The organism is Nocardia abscessus (genome assembly GCF_015477775.1).
In the GTDB taxonomy this organism is placed as follows: Bacteria; Actinomycetota; Actinomycetes; order Mycobacteriales; family Mycobacteriaceae; genus Nocardia; species Nocardia abscessus_A.
In genome coordinates this window covers 35,197-52,407 of sequence record NZ_JADLQO010000005.1, presented here as the reverse complement: position 1 = coordinate 52,407, position 17,211 = coordinate 35,197, and the positions used below count along the sequence as shown (strand labels likewise).

The 17,211-nt window shown below is 67.4% G+C and carries 16 protein-coding genes; 7 read left to right on the top strand and 9 right to left on the bottom strand.

What is annotated here, in order from left to right; translation table 11 throughout:
* Positions 1 to 234 precede the first annotated feature (234 nt).
* On the top strand, positions 235 to 876 hold the full coding sequence (locus tag IU450_RS15455; RefSeq protein WP_195150504.1) for a hypothetical protein: 642 nt from the start codon (positions 235 to 237) through the stop codon (positions 874 to 876).
* 132 nt (positions 877 to 1,008) lie between these two features.
* Here IU450_RS15455 and IU450_RS15450 read toward each other — a convergent pair whose 3' ends face one another.
* The 5 genes from IU450_RS15450 to rplN all read right to left on the bottom strand — a co-directional run bounded on the left by IU450_RS15450 (position 1,009) and on the right by rplN (position 4,405).
* Positions 1,009 to 2,562 (bottom strand): acyl-CoA carboxylase subunit beta, encoded by a 1,554-nt coding sequence (locus tag IU450_RS15450; RefSeq protein WP_195150503.1) that lies wholly within the window; start codon positions 2,560 to 2,562, stop codon positions 1,009 to 1,011.
* A gap of 400 nt (positions 2,563 to 2,962) precedes the next feature.
* Positions 2,963 to 3,148 carry a type Z 30S ribosomal protein S14 gene (locus tag IU450_RS15445; RefSeq protein WP_067646866.1) on the bottom strand — a complete coding sequence of 62 codons (186 nt, stop codon included), beginning with the start codon at positions 3,146 to 3,148 and terminating at the stop codon, positions 2,963 to 2,965.
* 4 nt (positions 3,149 to 3,152) lie between these two features.
* Positions 3,153 to 3,716, bottom strand: coding sequence for a 50S ribosomal protein L5 (gene rplE / locus IU450_RS15440; protein WP_039795509.1), 564 nt, complete (start codon positions 3,714 to 3,716; stop codon positions 3,153 to 3,155).
* 1 nt (position 3,717) lies between these two features.
* Positions 3,718 to 4,035, bottom strand: coding sequence for a 50S ribosomal protein L24 (rplX, locus tag IU450_RS15435; protein WP_040864865.1), 318 nt, complete (start codon positions 4,033 to 4,035; stop codon positions 3,718 to 3,720).
* Between the two features lies 1 nt (position 4,036).
* Complete coding sequence (gene rplN, locus IU450_RS15430) at positions 4,037 to 4,405, bottom strand: 50S ribosomal protein L14 (RefSeq protein ID WP_039795505.1); 369 nt, start codon at positions 4,403 to 4,405, stop codon at positions 4,037 to 4,039.
* Positions 4,406 to 4,741: 336 nt separating this feature from the next.
* Between rplN and IU450_RS15425 the strand changes: the two genes are divergently transcribed.
* Complete coding sequence (locus IU450_RS15425; RefSeq protein ID WP_324197687.1) at positions 4,742 to 6,790, top strand: M13 family metallopeptidase; 2,049 nt, start codon at positions 4,742 to 4,744, stop codon at positions 6,788 to 6,790.
* Between the two features lie 109 nt (positions 6,791 to 6,899).
* On the opposite strand, the gene IU450_RS15420 is transcribed toward IU450_RS15425, so the two are convergent.
* Positions 6,900 to 7,562, bottom strand: coding sequence for a TetR/AcrR family transcriptional regulator (locus IU450_RS15420; RefSeq protein WP_195150501.1), 663 nt, complete (start codon positions 7,560 to 7,562; stop codon positions 6,900 to 6,902).
* Between the two features lie 69 nt (positions 7,563 to 7,631).
* On the opposite strand from IU450_RS15420, the gene IU450_RS15415 reads away from it, so the two are divergent.
* From IU450_RS15415 to IU450_RS15405, 3 genes are all read left to right on the top strand, one after another.
* A complete protein-coding gene (locus tag IU450_RS15415; protein WP_195150776.1) occupies positions 7,632 to 7,775 on the top strand; it encodes a hypothetical protein in 144 nt (47 codons plus the stop codon).
* 153 nt (positions 7,776 to 7,928) lie between these two features.
* On the top strand, positions 7,929 to 8,318 hold the full coding sequence (locus tag IU450_RS15410) for a cupin domain-containing protein (protein WP_195150500.1): 390 nt from the start codon (positions 7,929 to 7,931) through the stop codon (positions 8,316 to 8,318).
* A gap of 118 nt (positions 8,319 to 8,436) precedes the next feature.
* Complete coding sequence (locus IU450_RS15405; RefSeq protein WP_195150499.1) at positions 8,437 to 8,877, top strand: nuclear transport factor 2 family protein; 441 nt, start codon at positions 8,437 to 8,439, stop codon at positions 8,875 to 8,877.
* Here IU450_RS15405 and IU450_RS15400 read toward each other — a convergent pair.
* Complete coding sequence (locus IU450_RS15400) at positions 8,826 to 9,959, bottom strand: MAB_1171c family putative transporter (protein ID WP_195150498.1); 1,134 nt, start codon at positions 9,957 to 9,959, stop codon at positions 8,826 to 8,828. The two genes, IU450_RS15405 and IU450_RS15400, sit on opposite strands and share 52 nt — an antisense overlap.
* 160 nt (positions 9,960 to 10,119) lie before the next feature.
* Here IU450_RS15400 and IU450_RS15395 point away from each other — a divergent pair, with 160 nt between their 5' ends.
* Both IU450_RS15395 and IU450_RS15390 read left to right on the top strand, forming a co-directional pair.
* Complete coding sequence (locus IU450_RS15395; RefSeq protein WP_195150497.1) at positions 10,120 to 11,100, top strand: ABC transporter substrate-binding protein; 981 nt, start codon at positions 10,120 to 10,122, stop codon at positions 11,098 to 11,100.
* A 12-nt stretch (positions 11,101 to 11,112) separates the two neighbouring features.
* A complete protein-coding gene (locus IU450_RS15390; RefSeq protein WP_195150496.1) occupies positions 11,113 to 12,492 on the top strand; it encodes a SagB family peptide dehydrogenase in 1,380 nt (459 codons plus the stop codon).
* On the opposite strand, the gene IU450_RS15385 is transcribed toward IU450_RS15390, so the two are convergent.
* Positions 12,467 to 13,552 carry a DUF6545 domain-containing protein gene (locus IU450_RS15385; RefSeq protein WP_195150495.1) on the bottom strand — a complete coding sequence of 362 codons (1,086 nt, stop codon included), beginning with the start codon at positions 13,550 to 13,552 and terminating at the stop codon, positions 12,467 to 12,469. The two genes, IU450_RS15390 and IU450_RS15385, sit on opposite strands and share 26 nt — an antisense overlap.
* Before the next feature lie 124 nt (positions 13,553 to 13,676).
* The gene (locus IU450_RS15380) at positions 13,677 to 17,177 is read right to left on the bottom strand and encodes a non-ribosomal peptide synthetase (protein ID WP_195150494.1); all 3,501 of its coding nucleotides are present in this window, start codon (positions 17,175 to 17,177) and stop codon (positions 13,677 to 13,679) included.
* Positions 17,178 to 17,211: the final 34 nt, after the last annotated feature.

Sequence of the window (17,211 nt, the reverse complement as noted above, 5' to 3'; positions counted from 1 at the left end):
TGAGGCGGCGGGGGCCGGCGACAGCATTCGCTCTTGATGCCGAGCCTCATGCCGAATCCAAATATCCTGCGGCTCAATCGGTTCCCCAATGTCGACAATGTCACAGAACTTGCCTTGTCGACGGTGCGATCGCTACCAATAGTGCGTTCACATCACACGATCGGCGTTCGATTCGTCCACGTGGGGGTGTCGGGGGTCGGGGAGGAAATGAATTCAATGTTCTATCGCGCTGCAATGCAGATCGGTCGTAAGGCTCTCATCGGTGCGCTGCCGCTGGCCGTGGCGACCACATTCGCCGGTGCCGGAGCCGCATCGGCCGCCAACTACGCCGAGCAGCAGGCGCAGTTGGCTCAGGCGATTTCGACGACGGGCACGTCCGCGGACATCGGCTACCACGCCACGGTCGCGCCGGACCTGAGCACCGTCTCCACAACGCTGGATGCCGGCACGTTCCAGCTCGGCGAGACCTCGATCAAGGTCGTGAACAAGGCGGGCACGGCGGTCACCGAGGTTCCGCGCACGCTGGCCACACCGTCCGGTACCACCATCGCCCTGGATGCCAAGGTGTCCGAAGACGGCCGCACGCTGTCGGTGACGACACCTGAGGTCTCGGCAGCGACGGGCGCGGAACTGAAGGACATCGCGACCAATCCTGGGGCGCAGTACCCGGATCCGGTCATGAACGGTGCGGCCGCGGGCGCGGGCGTCGGTGCGGTCACCGCCCTCATCACCTGCATTCCGACCCTGGCGATCTTCGTCGTCGGTTACGCGCTGTGCGCCGTGGTCGGCGTGGTGACCACCGCCATTCTCGGTGCCGTGATCGGCGCGATCGTGGGTACGGTCGCACCGGATGTCATTCCGCAGGTGCTGCCCTGACGATCGGCGATCGACCTGCTGAGCTGAAGTAGCGAAAGGCGCTGCGGCGGAAACCATCCGCCGCAGCGCCTTCTTCGGGTTGTGTGACAGCGCTCGGCATGCCAGACGCCCAGGGCGGAGTCAACGGGAAGATCACATCGGGTACACCGGGTGCTTGCGCGGGTTGAACTCCGGCTTGACCGGCGGCTTGTCCCGCAACAGGCGCAGCGCGTTCCGGATCTCCAGACGGGTGCGCGCCGGTTCGATGACCGCGTCGATGTAGCCGCGTTCGGCGGCGATCCACGGGGTGGCGATCGTCTCGTTGTACTGGTTGATCATGAACTCGCGCGCCGCTGCCCGATGCTCCTCCGGCACCGCCGCCAATTGCCGCTTGCCGATGAGGTCCACCGCGCTTTCGGCGCCGATCACAGCGATCCGGGCCGTCGGCCAGGCGAAACTGATGTCGGCGCCCACCTGTCGGGCCGCCATCATGCCGTAAGCGCCACCGTAGGACTTGCGCACGACCAGGTTGATGATCGGGACCGTCGCCTCGATGATCGCACGCGGGACCCGCCCGCCGCGGATGATCACACCGGAGGCTTCCTGCTCGAGGCCCGGCAGCACGCCCGGGGTGTCCGCGACGAACACCAGCGGGATGTTGAACGCGTCGCAGAGCCGGATGAAGTAGGTCGACTTGTCCGAGCAGGCGGCGTCGATGGAACCACCCAGCACCAACGGCTGGTTGGCGATCACACCGACCGGAGAGCCGTCGACCCTGGCGAACCCGGTGATCAGATTCGGGGCGAACGCGGCGCGGATTTCGTGGAATTCACCGTCGTCGAAGATCCGCAGCAGGATCTCGTGCATGTCGTAACCGGCGCGATCGGAATCCGGGATGATCGTGTCGAGCTCGCGATCGGTAGCAGTGATCTCCGGCTCCAGGCCGGGGTTCACGATCGGCGGGTGCTCGAGACAGCTCGTCGGCATGTAGCTCAGGTAATTGCGCGCCCACTCGTAGGCTTCCTGCTCGGTGTCGGCCACGTGATGCAGGGTGCCGCGTCTGGCCTGTACCTCGGCGCCACCGAGCTCCTCGGCGGTGACGTCCTCACCGTTGACGGCTTTGATCACCTCCGGCCCGGTGACGAACATGTAGGAATCCTTGGTGCCGATGAGCACGTCGGTGTTGATCGGCCCGTACACCGAACCCGCCGCACACTTGCCGAGAATGATCGACACCTGTGGCACATACCCGGACAGTTTCTCCAACACCCGGGAAATATCACCGAACGAAGCGATCGAACCCACCGCGTCCTGGATGCGCGCGCCGCCGGAATCATTGATCGTCACCACCGGGCATGCGTTGTCGAACGCGAGTTGCAGCGCCCGCATGAACTTGCGGGCGGACGTGATACCGACCGACCCGCCGTACACGGTCTGATCGTGGGCGATCACGACCACCGGACGGCCCCCGATCAGACCGCGACCGGTGACCAGCCCGTCACCGTAGAGAGCATCCGGCCGGTCGGGCTGACGAGCCAACGCACCGGTCTCGATGAACGTTCCGGGGTCGAGCAGCATGTTCACACGCTGGCGAACGCTCGGAACGCCCTTCTTCTCCCGCTTGGCGGCACCGGCCTCACCCGCCGGTTCCGCAGCGATCGTCAGGATCTTGACCAGTTCATCGAGCTTCGCCTCGGTACCTGTCACGCTCGCCGCCACCTTTCGAACCAACTGTTGCGCCCCCGCGACGTTAAGCGCTGTCGACACAAAACGCGTCATCGAACTGGATATCCGGGACAAATCACAGCCGAGGTCGGCCACACATCAGATCCTCGACAGTCAGAGGAACAAAGGACTGGCAAGACGCCGTTCCATGGCGGTGATCGCCTCGGGGGACTCGAAGGCACGGTCGCGGCGGCCGACGGTGAGCCGGCGCAGGATTCCAGCTTCGGTCGAACACTCCACGGCGGCGTTCGCGGCGGGAAACCGCGTCCGATCAGTGTCGCCGCGGTGAAAGCGCCTCCATGGAAAGGCGAGGGCACGGACTCGGTGTGAGTCCGTGCCCTCGGTGTCTTGCTATCCGGGTGCGCTCACGAGGAGCGCGAGCTCACCAGGAGCTCTTGTGCACGCCGGGCAGCTCGCCCTTGTGCGCCATGTCGCGCAGGCACACGCGGCAGAGGCCGAACTTGCGGTAGACCGCGTGCGGGCGACCGCACCGCTGGCAGCGGGTGTAGGCGCGGACCGCAAACTTGGGCTTGGCGTTGGCCTTGTTGACCAGTGCTTTCTTTGCCATGTGCTCAGTTCTCCTTGAACGGGAAGCCGAGGTGCTTGAGCAGGGCACGGCCTTCTTCGTTGTTGGTCGCGGTGGTCACCACGGTGATGTCCATACCCCGCGGACGGTCGATGCGGTCCACGTCGATCTCGTGGAACATCGACTGCTCGCTCAGGCCGAACGTGTAGTTGCCGTTGCCGTCGAACTGCTTCGGCGACAGGCCGCGGAAGTCGCGGATACGGGGCAGCGCGATGGAGACCAGGCGGTCGAGGAACTCCCACATCCGGTCGCCGCGCAGGGTGACCTTGGCGCCGATCGGCATGCCCTCACGCAGCTTGAACTGCGCGATGGACTTGGTCGCCTTGCGGATCTGCGGCTTCTGACCGGTGATCAGGGCCAGGTCCTCGACGGCGCCGTTGATCAGCTTCGCGTCGCGGGCGGCGTCGCCGACACCCATGTTGACGACGACCTTCACCACGCCCGGGATCTGCATCACGTTGGCGTAGTTGAATTCCTTGTTCAGCGCGTCCTTGATCTCTTCGCGGTAGCGCTGCTTCAGCCGGGGCTGCACTTTTTCCGTGGTGGTCATATCAGATGTCCTTCCCGTTCTTACGGGAGATCCGGACCCGCTTGCCGCTCTCCTCGTCGGTCCGGTAGCCGATACGAGCCGGCTTGCCGTCGGAGTCGACGACCATCACGTTCGAGACGTGGATGGGGGCTTCCTGGGTCACGATGCCGCCCGAGGAGGCGCCGCGCTGGTTGGCGGAGTTCGCGACGTGCTTCTTGATCCGGTTCACGCCCTCGACGAGGACCCGGTTCTCCTTCGGGTAGGCCTGGATGACCTTGCCCTTGGCGCCCTTGTCCTTGCCCGAGATGACGAGCACGGTGTCACCCTTGTGCACCTTCATGTCAGAGCACCTCCGGAGCCAGCGACACGATCTTCATGAACTTCTTGTCGCGCAGTTCGCGGCCCACCGGGCCGAAGATGCGAGTGCCGCGCGGGTCGTTGTCCGCCTTGATGAGCACGGCCGCGTTCTCGTCGAACTTGATGTAGGAACCATCCGGACGACGGCGCTCCTTGGTGGTGCGCACGACGACGGCCTTGACGACGTCACCCCGCTTCACGTTGCCGCCGGGGATGGCGTCCTTCACGGTAGCGACGATGATGTCGCCGATACCGGCATAGCGACGCGACGAACCGCCGAGAACGCGGATGCAGAGAATCTCCTTCGCACCCGTGTTGTCGGCGACGCGCAGTCGCGACTCCTGCTGAATCACTTCAGCGTCCTCCTTGACCTGGACGTATGTGCACGCCGGATTGCCGACCCGACGGGCATGGTCGGTTGCCCTCCGGACGCGCGCCTGCCAGCGTTTTCCTCGGTTCGAGCAAGAAACGCGGAACCAACCACTGGGGGTTCACTGCCGGATTGCGGGCACAGCTCCCGCAGGCAACCGGTCTAGTGTATGGGAATCCGCAGGTCGTTCCCAAATCGGGGCCACACGGCAGTGCCCATTCCCCAATCCGGGCTGGACTGCCTCCGCGCCGGTAGCCTCGTGTCCTGCAAGGCTGCCTTCGTACATCTGCGGCGACGCCGCGTCGGGGAGAGGATTCTCGTGACATCTACCGGTGGGCCAGCGAAGCTGGATCGTCGTGCCTTCCTGATCGCGCTCGGCGCGGTCCCGGCCGTCGCCGCGCTGGTCGCGTGCTCGGACGACGCCGAACCCGCGAGCAGGACGCTCACCGGCGTCGATCTCACCGGAGCGGACGAGACGATCCGGCCGCAGGACGACCTGTACCGGCACGTCAACGGCAAGTGGCTGCGGGAGTACCAGCTGCCGCCGGACAAGGTCGCCTTCGGCTCGACGAGCGAGGCGGCCGAGCGCACGCAGCAGCAGTTGCGGGAGATCATCGAGGGGATCCGCGATCCGAAGCCGGGCTCGGAGGAGCAGCAGATCAGGGACCTCTACGACGCGCGCGTGGACTGGGACGAGATCGAACGCCTCGGCATGACGCCGCTGGCGCCGCTGTTCGCCGAGATCGACGGCGCCGCGACCAAGCCGGACCTGGCGAAGGTGATGGCCGAACTGCCGATCGGCGGACTGATCGGCCTCGGCATCGGAGTCGACCGGAAGAACTCCGACGCCTACATCCCCTCGGTCGGCCAGTCCGGTCTCGGGCTCGGCGAGCAGTACTACCGGAAGCCGGAGTACGCCGCGGTGCTCGAGCAGTACCGGATCTTCCTCGAACGCCTCGCCGCAGGCGCCGGGCTGGCCGACCCGGCCGGTACCGCCGGGCGGGTGTTCGACCTGGAGAAGCGCATCGCACCCGCACACTGGGACAACGTGCGCAACCGTGACACCGACGCGACGTACAACGTGTACGGCTGGGCGGACATGACCGCACTCGCCCCGAGCTTCGACTGGGATCCGTGGCTGGCGGGGAACACCGATCGCCCGCGCGAGCTGTTCGCGACGATGGTGGTCAACCAGCCGTCCTACCTCACGGCGGCCGGTCAGCTGTGGACCGAGGTGGACATCGCCACGTGGCGGGATTACCTGAAGTTGTACGTGCTGCGGGAGTTCGCTCCCTACCTGCCCAAGGCCGTCAACGACGCGAATTTCGAGTTCAAGGGCAAGGTGCTCAACGGGCAGGACGAGCGTCCCGAGCGGTGGAAATACGGGGTCGGCATCGTCGATGAGCATCTCGGTGAGCAGCTCGGAAAACTGTACGTGGCGAAGCACTTTCCGCCGGACGCCAAGGAGCGCGCCAAAGAGATGCTGGCCGACGTCGTCGCGGCCTACCGGGAGAATTTCACCAATTCGACCTGGATGTCGCCCGCGACCAGGACCGCCTCGCTGGCCAAACTGGACAAGATCGATACCAAGATCGGCTACCCGGACAAGTGGGTCGACTACTCCAAGCTGAAGATCACCAAGGGCAAGCTGATCGAGTCCCTGCTCGCCGTCAACGAGTTCGAGGTCAAGCGCGCGTTCGCCCGCCTCGGCACCCCGGTCGACAAGTCCGAGTGGGTCATGTCGCCCCAGACGGTGAACGCCTACTATTCATCGACTTCCAATCAGATCGTCTTCCCGGCCGCCTACCTCCAGCCGCCTTTCTTCGACAAGGACGCCCTGCCCGCGGTCAATTTCGGCGCGGTCGGCTCGACCATCGGACACGAAATCGGCCACGGCTTCGACGACCAGGGCTCCAAGTACGACGGAGACGGCAACCGGCGCGACTGGTGGACGCCCGAGGACCGTGCCGCCTTCGAGGCCAAGGCCAAGCAACTCGTCGACCAGTACAACGTGCTCGTACCGGAGGGCCTCGAGCCGAGCCAGCACGTCAACGGCGAACTCACCGTCGGCGAGAACCTTGCCGATCTGCGCGGACTGCAGATCACGCTGGCCGCCTTCCGCATCGCGGAGAAACGTCGCGGTATCGACGATCCCGACTACCGCACCATGTTCCTGTCCTGGGCTCGCAGTTGGCGCGAGAAGCAGACCGAGGAACTCACGGTCCGCTCCCTGGCCGCCGATACCCACTCCCCCGCCGAATTCCGCTGCAACCAGGTGGTGCGCAACCTCGCGGAGTTCTACAAGACCTTCGAGGTGAAGGAAGGCGACAAGCTGTTCCTGCCGGCGGACCAGCGGGTGACGTTCTGAGTCGACCGGCCGCGTTCCGACTCGGCGCGAGGTGAGTTCGAGCCCGTCCGTTGTGGCGGGCTCGAACTGTATTCGGACCGAGAATGTGAATCGGAACGGCCGCATCCGCTCACCGAGTCCGCAGCAGTCCCTCGATGAGGGCTTCGAGGCCGAGTTCGTAGGTGTCCAGCGCGGCGAGGGACAGGTAGCCGGAGCCGAGAGCGGCCAGGCGTGGGTAAGTTTCGGCGTCCAGGTCGGCGAAGACCTGCGCGCGGAAGGTGGGGCGATCGTCCGCGGCCCGGCGGGCGGATCGGGCGCGCACGATGAGGTTGCCCGCCGTGTAGTGCCAGACGGCGCGATAGGCGGCGACGGCGCGGTCCAGCGGCAGGCCGCCGGCCACGAATCCGTCGATGATCGATTCGCTGACCCACAGTGCCGAGACGCCCAAAAGGTCGTCGGCGGCGAGGATTTCGACGATCCACGGGCGTGCGGCGAGCACGTCGTGCATGGCCAGCGCCGCGACGCGGACGCGCTCTTTCGGCTGCTGCGGCAGATCCGGCCACACCACCTGGTCGGCGTAGTCGTCGAGCAGCAACCGGAGCAGGTCTTCCTTGTCGCGGACGTGGTGGTACAGCGCCATCGCCGTGCAGCCCAGCTCGGTGGCCAGGCGGCGCATGGTCAGTTTCTCCACACCCTCGGCATCGATCACCGCGTTGGCCGCCGCGACGATCTCCGTGCGAGAAATACGCGCAGGTCGGCCGGTGCGCTGAGGCTGTGACGAGGAGCTCGGCATGGGTCCATCATCGCCCATGCGCCGAAGCGGGTATGGACACGGAGCGACCCACGCGGTTAGTTTCTATACATGTATAAAAACTCTACCGGGCGGCCCGGCATCACCTTGACCGCGGCAGCCGTCGCGCAGTTCATGGTCGCGCTGGATCTCGCGGTGGTGAACGTCGCGCTACCCGCCATCCGGACCGAGCACGACCGCACGACGCCGCACTAGAGAGCAGGGCGCCAGCCGACGCGCACGGCAGCCGACCTGCGCACCAGCCGACCAGCGCAGCGGCCCGGCCCGGTCGTCAGCGCCCGCCTTCCGATCCAGCGCACCGAACCCGACCCGAGAACTTCTCCGCAGATCACAACGAAAGGACGCGTCATGACCCACGCACCGATCGACTTGTTCCGCCGTGCCATCCATTTCGACCCGGATGGTCACGTCACAGCCGGTGAACGCCGGATGAGCACCGGTGACGGCGGCTGGCAACTCGCGGCCTTCCACGTCGAAACCGACGCCGACGTGCACGCCGACCACTGGGAAGTGCACCCCGGCAGCGACGAAGCGGTGTGCTGCCTGACCGGCGCGCTGCGCCTGTACCTGCGGGCGGAACGCCCCGGCGACGACGAGACGATGGTCCGCCTCACCGCCGGAACAGCCTTCGTCGTCCCCCGAAGTCGTTGGCACCGTATCGAACTGGACGAGCCGTCGGACGTCATCTCTATCGGCCTGCGCCACGACACCCGCCAAGAGCCTGTCGCCGCGGGCTGATCCTGCCGCCATGGTTCCCGCGCATGCGACGCGTGCGCGGGAACAGGCTCTATCGGGCGAGCACCGCGACGTCCGATTACCGCCGGTCCCGCTCCCGCCGCGCAATCAGACTGGCCGCATGACACCGACCACGACCGACTCGATGGCCGTACTGACCGGAATGTACGCGGCGGAAGCGGAATACCTGGCGGCAGGCGGACCGGGGAGCGCCTCGTTCGAGCTGCTCGCACCGTTCTTCCACCCTTCGGTGGTGCTCCATCAGGCCGAGAATCTGCCCTATGGCGGAACCTGGCGCGGCCACGACGGCATGGAGCGGTTCTTCCGCGCCATGAGCGACACCTGGGAGACTTTCGATCTGCGCGACCAACGTTTCCTGGCGACCGGGGAAACCGCCGTGGTGCATACCGAAGTCCACGCACGAGCACGCGCGACCGGCCGCGAACTCACCTTCGCGATCCTGCAGACGCTCACCTTCGTGGACGGCCGCATCGCCGAGGTGCGGCCGTTCTACTGGGATACCGCCGCAGTGGCGGCCGCTTGCGCGGTATCCGGTCCATAGCCGACCATCGCGACAGCCTTCGGCCATTCGCGAGCCAACCCGATCAAGAACTCCAGTTCCGCCGCGCGATCGCGTCTTTCGGCCCGCGCGTCGCCTCGCGTGGAGACATTGGGTGCCGGTGCGTTGCCGTGACGCTTCGCTCGCACGGCCCACGCCGCTCGAAACGCGAAGGCGCGCACCTCGTCTCCGCTCATACCGGACGAGCCGAACTCCTCGGCGTCGGGCGTGTACGGCTTCAAGTGCAGGAGCGCGTCCCAGATCTCGACGGTCATCCGGTAGAGCTGTGAGGCGGGGTCTCGCGGGGCGGTAGGGTCTCGGAGTAGGACGACTTCCGGCACCGCCGTGGTCAATTCGCGCCACAACGGGCGCAGCCGACGACAGATCCGGCCGGTCCGATCCCAGCCCGCTCGCGCCAACAGCACAATGAACAGCGGGATCGCGGTCAGCAGCGTGATGGCGCCCAGCATCAGGACGGCCACCACGGCCAACACGGGCCCCGGTCGGCTCGGTGGCGTGCCTGCGAGCGCTCGAACGAGCAGGATCGGCCACGAGATCGTCCAATAGATCGAGAACGCCAGCAACAGGGCGTAGGTGAGCTTCTCCCGTGCCGGGGAGTCCGCGACACGCAGTTCGCGGACGCAGGCACGGCCGAAGAGAAGGCCCGAAATGCATCCGGGAAACGCCGAGACGGCCCAGACCACTTCCAGGTAGTCGACGCGAAAGACGCTGTGCGCGAGAGGTACGCCGATGATCAGCGACGCGGCGACGGCAGCCGCTGTCGAATCGTATCGGCGCTGCCGCTCTCGCGCGCCCTTCGCGTCGGCGCTGTCGACGAGCCGGGCCAGCCCGTAGAAACTCGCGAGTGCCATCATGTCCAGCCCTAGGTACAGGCACTGAGCGAAGTACGGATGACCCAGTGCTGCCACGATTTGGTACACCAGTACCCCCGCCAGGTTCCAGCCCCACGTTCGGTTGATCAGCCGGTCGGAGTTCGTCTCGTTGACGAACAGGCACCGCCCGATCGTCATGGGCAGGACGAAGACGAAGACCGCGAGCACCAACGAAACCGGTACAGCGTCCATCGTGGTGACTGTAAATCCTCGGGACGGTGCGCGGCCACCGCGCCCAGGACAGTGATCGAGATATGGCCGCTCGGCTGGATAGGTTAGCCTTGGCTGACTTATTCTGAGTCGGGCTCCACGGAGCCGGATCGAGGGCGTTCCTCGACGAAGGAGGGTGACGATGAAGGCTGTTCGGACCCGGCGCGGGTTGGCGCGCACGGCGGTGGCGGCACTGGCGGGCGCGCTCGCCCTCGGCCTGGCGGGCTGCGGGTCGGACACCGGCAACGGCGGCTCCGGCGGCGAGTCGATCACGATCACCCACGCCAGGGGCGAAACCACTGTCGAAGGCACCCCGAAGAAGATCGTCACCCTCGGCAACCAGTGGCTCGACACCGCACTTGCCCTCGACACCGTCCCCGTCGGCTACATCGACAATGTCGCCATCGCCGCGCAGTCGGTCCCGCCGTGGCAGCCGGACAAGCTCGGCTCGGCGAAATCGATCAGCAGTATCGCGGCCATCTCCGAGCAGGTCGCCGCGCTCGAGCCGGACCTGATCCTGGTCGATCCGTTCATCGCGGACCAGAAGACCTACGACGAACTGTCCCGCATCGCGCCCACCGTGCCGGGCCTGACCAAAGATACGGTCGGTGCGTGGCAGGAGCAGGTCACCACTCTGGGCAAGATCCTCGGTAAGCAGGATGCCGCCGCCAAGGTGATCGCGAGCGTCGACGACAAGATCGCGGGCCTCGTCGCGGCCAATCCCGGCCTGAAGGGCAAGACCTTCGCCAGCACCTGGCTGGGCAGCCCCTCCCAGCTGATGGTGCTCACCGACCCCAACGACGGCTCGGCTCGCGTCTTCGGGCAACTCGGCTTGGGCATCCCGCGGAACCTGGTCGAGCAGCCTTCCAGTGGGGGCCGCCTCGCGCTCTCTACCGAACGCATCGACGAGATCACCGCCGATCTGCTGCTCGCGGGCTACTCCGGGACCATGGACGAAAAGTACCGTCAATTGCCGGGATACGCGGATCTGCCCGCGGTGAAGAAGGGCTCGGTGGTGTTCCTGACCACCCAGGAGATCACCGCGGTGAACCAGCCGACCGCGCTGTCGGTGCCCTACATCCTCGACAAGCTGACCCCGGCGCTGGCCGCGGTCGCCAAGTAAGAGTTGCCCGCCGTGCCCACCCTCACCTTCTCCGATCAGACCCGGCTCGCGTTGCGGGCCGGGGCAACCTGCCTGACCACGCCCGCCGGTGCGGTGCTGCTCAATCCTCCGCACAACGAGAAACTGACCGGCCTGGCCAAGGGCCAGCTGCTCGCGCTCAAGACCCTCAACCGGGGACCGGCGACCGTCGCCGAACTGTCGCAGGCCGCGAACGGCGACGACGTGGCCGAGCTGATGGAACGGCTCGCCGCGGGGGGCTGGTTGTCCGTGACGGTCCGCGACGGCGGCCGCGACCTCTACAGCGTGCATCCGTTCGGCCGGCCCCGCCCGCAGCCCGACAGCAGGCCCGCTTGGTCCGCGACGCTGTCGAAGTTCGCTGTGCTGCATCGTGATTCGGAGGGGTTCGTGCTCGAGCATCCGCTGTCGTGGTGCGACGTGCGCATCCACGATCCGCGACTGCTCGCGCTGCTCGACGGGCCGGGTGCGGCCGACAGCACGCTGCCGATCCCGGTGAAGACGCAGTTCGCCGACGATCTGTTCCGGTGCGGATTCCTCGTCGCCGACCCCGACGCCGAGGAGCGCGAATTCACCACCCGCAGCTGGAGTGCGCCGGACCTGTGGTTCCACCGACGCAGCACCCTCGGCGAACGCACCGTCACGTGGGAGCATTTCGGCCCGACCAAATGGGCGAAAGGCCGATTCCCGCAGCCGCCCGCCCGCAAAGCGGCCTATCCGGGCGAGCCGGTCACGCTACCCACCCCGGACTTGGCCGCACTGCGCGAGGCCGACCCGCCGCTGACCGCGGTGCTCGAGGACAGGGTCTCCACCCGCGCCTTCGACGACGCCGACCCGATCACCGTGACCCAACTGGGTGAGCTGCTGTATCGCACGGCCCGGACCAGGAGCACCCGCTCGGAGATCGAGGGCGAGGAACTGGTGTCCAAGCCCTACCCCAGCGGGGGCAGCGTCTACGAACTCGAGCTGTACCCGGTGGTGCGCAATGTCGAGGGCCTCGCACCGGGCATGTACCACTACGACTCGGTCGAGCACGTGCTGCGTCCGGTGGCCGCCGCCGACAGTCCGGCGGTGGCGAAATTGGTGAAGTCCACCTCGGCGACCCTGTCCGACGGCGCCGAACCGCAGGTGCTCATCGTCATGGGCGCACGTTCCGGACGGGTGATGTGGACCTACGAGCAGGTCTCCTACGCCGTCATCCTCAAACACGTCGGTGTGCTGATGCAGACGATCTACTTGGCGGCCACCGCCATGGGTCTGGGAGCGTGCGCGCAGGGTTTCGGCGACACCGCGGCCTTCGTGACCGCCGCCGGTGTGGACGAACTCGAGGAATGCAGCGTCGGCAACATCATCATCGGCTCGCCCGCGCCGCGCTGAGACCCGGCGACCGGTCGGCGGCCAGGTAGGCGCGTTTCGCCTCCGGCCACCGGTCCGCCATGTCCAGCAGGTAACGCAGTTCCAGGTCGTGGCCTGCGGCGACATCCGTGTGGGCGGCGGCGAGTCCGGCCTCCGCCTCGCGCACGATACGCAGTGTGTGGCTGCGGATATCGTCGGGTGGATAGTCGGACGCATGCCTGCGCAGTTGCAGCAGCGCGGCGCGAATCTCGATCGCCATCCGGTAGCGACGCAGCGCCGGGCCGCGCGGGTGGGATTCGTCGACCAGCACGATATGCGGGACCGCGGCGGTCAGATCGGCCCAGAGCGGTTGCAATGTCCGGCAATCGCGGCTGTCACGGTCCCATCCGAGGCGGACCAGCAGCATGCGCACCAGCGGAATCGCCAGCAGCGCCGTGATGACGGCGAAGAAGACGAATCCGCTCAGCGACCATCCTTCGCCCTGATCGGTCGGCGAGACTCCCATGGGGACCCGCACGAGGACGATCACCGCATAGCAAATCCAGAAGGCTCCGACACAGATCAAGGCCACGTAGGTGATCCGCTGGGCGACCGGAGTTTCGGCGGAACGGATTTCGCCGATCCCGGCACGGGCGAGCAGGAAGCCCGCACCGGCCAGCGGCAGGCAGGCCGCGGCGGCGCTGAAGGCGTACCACCGCGAGGAGGTATCGGCCGGCAACAGTTCCAGGGCGATCGCCACGTCGATCAGCACGGTGAGCGCCGCCGCGGTCACCGCGACCGAGTCGTAACGGCGCTGCCGCCGGGCAGCGCCCTGGGCATCCGCGCCGGCCAGCAGGCGTGCGACACCGTACACACTGCCCGCGGTGAGGAATCCGACCATCGCGCCCAGGTGCGTGACGACTGCCGGGGAGCCGGATCGAATCGACACCACCGCGAGAAGCATCCCGATCCCGGCCAGCCCCAGTGCCCGGTTGATCAGACGATCGGTCGCGCTGTCCCGGACGAATATCCAGCGCAGGACCGCTACCAGGACGGCGAAACACGTGATCGCCACCGTCGGAACCAGCGGTACCGCCGTCATCTCCGCCGGTCCCGGTGGGTAGCGGCCCCGATGTCGTGCTTCCCGGTCCGATCGCGCATGGAACGAACGATAGGGGCCGCGCGGCACCGAGGCCACTTGCCCGTGGATACCGGCGGCCCCGCTCTCACGCCTGTGCCAGGATCTCCTCGTCGCTCATCGACGCGACCTCGAGATAGAGTCGCGCGACCGCGGACAGCCGCTCCGGGACGCCGCGATCGGCTTCCCGTCGGGTGAGCCGCTCGGCCAAGCCCGCCACGGTTCGCGTCGCGAAGACGTCCGCGACCAGCGCGTGGTCGACCTCCAGCCATTCCCGCACCCGCGCGATGACCGTGGTGGCCAGCACCGAATCGCCGCCGAGGCCGAAGAAATCGTCGTGCACACCGACGGCGTCCACGCCGAGGACCCCGGCCACGATATCGGCGAGCGCGGCCTCGACCTCGTCGCGCGGCGCGCTGTTCTCGGCAGCTCCCGCGCCGGGTTCGAGCAGCGCGATCACCGCGCGCCGGTCGAGTTTGCCGTTGTCGGTCAGCGGCATCTGGTCGAGGAATTCCACTCTGGTCGGAATCATGTAGGCGGGCAGCAGATCCGCGACGGCGGCGGTGATGTCGCCGATGTCGTCCCGCTCACCCGCGACGGCCGCGACCAGTTTCGGCGCGCCCGCGCCGACCACCGCCGCGACGGCATGGCGCACGCCGGGCACCGTGCGCAACGCGCTCTCCACCTCGCCGAGTTCGACCCGGTAGCCCCGGATCTGCACCTGGTGGTCGGCGCGACCGAGGAATTCGATGGTGCCGTCGGGCCGGTATCGAGCCATGTCGCCGGTCTTGTACCACCGGATGCCCTCGAATTCCACGAATCGCTCGGCGGTGCGTTCCGGGTCGTTTCGGTAGCCCGCCGCGACATTCGCACCGCCGACCCAGAATTCACCGGGCACCCAGTCCGGACAGTCGCGGCCGGCCGGTGAGACCACTCGGCAACGGACATTGCGCAGCGGAACGCCGAACGGCACCGTCACCCACTCCGCGGGCGGCTCCCCCACCACCTCGCAGATGGTGTTGTGGATCGAGGTCTCGGTGGCCCCGCCCAGCCCGGAGAAGCGGCAGCCCGGTACCTGGACCGCCAGCCTGCGCGCCAGATCCGCGCCGACCCAGTCGCCGCCGAGGGTGACCGCACGCAACGAATCTCCCAGCTGATCGCCGCCGATCTCCAGAATCATGTCGAGCATGCTCGGCACACAGTTGAGGATCGAAACTCGATGGTGGCGAAGCAGTTCCACCCAGGTCGTCGCTTCCGCGCGCTGCCCGGGATCGACCGCGACCACCGAGCCGCCGACCGAGAACATGCCGAAGATGTCGTAGACCGACGCGTCGAACTCCAGGGCCGACAACGCCAGTACGCGGTCGGCGCTGCCGACCTCGAACCACTCGTTCACCGCGTCGATGGTGTTCATCGCGCCACGGTGCGGCACGTCCACGCCTTTGGGCACACCAGTGGAACCGGAGGTGAAGATCACGTAGGCGATCGCTTCGGTATCCGGGAGAACCGGCGCTGCCAGCGGGTTCGGGTGCTCGCGCGCCGCATCGATGCAGACGCACGGGATCGGCACACCCATATCGACGCCGGAAAGGGTCACCGCCGCGACGATGGCTCCGGTTCGCAGGATCTCGGCACGCCTGCCGACCGGCTGATCGAATCCGATGGGCACGTACGTCGCGCCCGCGGCGAGTACACCGAGTACCGCGAGGATCTGATCCGGCCCCTTCGGAAGCTGGACCGCCACGGCGTCGCCGGGCCGCACCCCCTCACGGTGCAGCGCGCCGGCGACGGCGAGCGCGCGAGCCGCGAGTTCGCCGTAGCTCCACTCCCCCGCCTCCGCGCCGAGACCCCACACCACCGCGGGCGCGGCGGGATTCGTGGCGGCGTAGTCGAAGAACCCCTGGTGCAGGCAGCGACCGCTGACCGGCCCGTCGGTGGCGTTGACCGCCGCGCGCACCTCGGCCTGGGCGACCGGCAGGCGCACCGCGGCCTCGGCATTCCAGCCTGCGTCGCCTTCGCCGAGGCGGCCGATGGCCTGCGCGTAGCGGGCGAACATGGCGTCGATCATCCCGGCGGGGAACGCCGATTCGCGGACGTCCCAGTTGAGCAGCAGCCCGCCGCGCACCTCGGTGACCTGGGCGTCCAGCAGCACCTGCGGGCCTTGGGAGATGATCCACACCGGATCGCCGAAGGTTTCGGTCACCCGGTCGGCGAACAGTTCGCCCAGATTCAGCGCGCTGGTGTAGACCACGGGGGCCAGCACCGGCTCACCGCGGTGCCTGCCCAGGTCGCGCAGTACCTCGAGTCCGGAATAGGCCGTGTGCGCACCGCTGTCGTGCATGCTGCGCTGCAGGGCACGTGCCCGGTCGGCCACCGACATGTTCTCGGTGACATCCACCTCCAGCATGATCGACGAGGTGAAATCGCCGATCACCCGGTCGATTTCGGGATGGACCGGTTCACGATGGAACAGCGGGACGTTCAGCAGGAACCGGCTCTGCGCCGACCAGCCTCCGATGGTTTCGGCGAAGACCGCCGCCAGCGCCATGGCCGGGGTGATGCCGCGCTGATGGGCCGCGGCGAGCAGACGCTGCTTGGCCTGCGGCGCCAGCCAGTGGTCATAGCGCACCGTGCGGTGCGGTGCGCCGCGCTCGCCGACGGGCACGGTCGGAAGCTCCGGCGCACCGGGCAGTTCCGGCAACCGCTGCTGCCACCACTGCCGGTCGCGCTCGCGGGCGGCAGTGTCCTGCTGACGTTCGGTGCGGTAGCGGCGATAGGTGTAACCGGGGGCGGGCACGGTCGCGCCGTGGTAGAGCTCGGCGAGGTCGGAGATCAGCACCCGGTAGCTCATCGCGTCACCGGCCAGCATGTCGACGTCGAGATGCAGGCGGGTGCTGTTCTCGTCGCGCAGGGTGAGCGTGATGTCGATGACCTGACCGTCCTCGATGGCCAAGCGCTGATGGGTTTTCCGGTCGCGTAATTCGGCCAGCGCCGCGTCGGCCGCTTCCGGCCCGTGCGACCGCAGGTCGACCACCGCGAAGACCGGCCTGCCCGGTTCGGGCATGGTCTGCTGCGTGCCGTCGGGCAGGAATCGGGTGCGCAACATCGGGTGGGCCGCGACCAGATCGGCCACCGCGCGCTCGAGTCGCGCGGGATCGATCCGGCCGCCATCGAATTCGACGTACAGATGGGCCGCGACGCCGCCGAGTTCCTGCTCGTCGGAACGGCCGATCCAGTAGGCGTGCTGCATGGTGGCCAGCGGGAAGGGGTCCTCGTCGGCCTGCGCTCCGGCGGAAACCGGTTCGGGAGTCTGCTCGACCTGCGCGCCGAACTCCTCCGCCCCCAGCAGACCGTGCCACGCGTCCACCGTGGGGCTGGCCGCGAGCTGAGCGAAGTTGATGTCGACGCCCCGTTTGCGCCAGCCACCGGCCAGCTTCATCGTGCGGATCGAGTCGAGACCCAGCTGGATCAGATCGTCGTGATCGGCGACCTCGCCTGCGGCGATACCGAGCTGACCGGCCACCGCGGCCCTGATCTCCTCCTTGGTGATGCCGACTCCGCCGTGGCCCGGCTGCTGTGCCGACTCCATTCCGCTGTCACTCCTTGCCTGATCCGACATGATC